At 57.7% G+C, this 234-nt stretch carries 1 protein-coding gene; it reads right to left on the bottom strand.

The window, feature by feature from the left end; genetic code table 11:
• Positions 1-234 (bottom strand): hypothetical protein (locus tag ACM615_RS24480; protein WP_431012723.1); only part of this gene is annotated, 234 nt, incomplete at both ends.

Here is a 234-nt window from a genome sequence, read left to right as displayed (position 1 = left end):
GGTAGGGCAGTGCTGAAGTTTATCTTCAGCTGGAACGCTCCTTCTTCCAGTACGTAGAGCGCCAGCCGCCGCACGCCCAGCTGCCCGATAAGCGTGAACTGGTATATTTTATACAGGTCAGCCTCGGCCGAGTCCTGGGTAATGGCCTGCGTGATTTCCAACAGCGCGCCCAGCTCGCGCTCCTTCAGAAAAAGGCGCTTTTCGAGACCCGCGACTTCAGCGGTTTGGGGCATA

Origin of the sequence: Rahnella sp. PAMC25617 (assembly GCF_050606005.1) — a bacterium.
Lineage (GTDB): Bacteria > Pseudomonadota > Gammaproteobacteria > Enterobacterales > Enterobacteriaceae > Rahnella > Rahnella variigena.
Note: the sequence above shows the minus strand (reverse complement) of the source record. Positions and strands in the feature narration are given on the sequence as shown.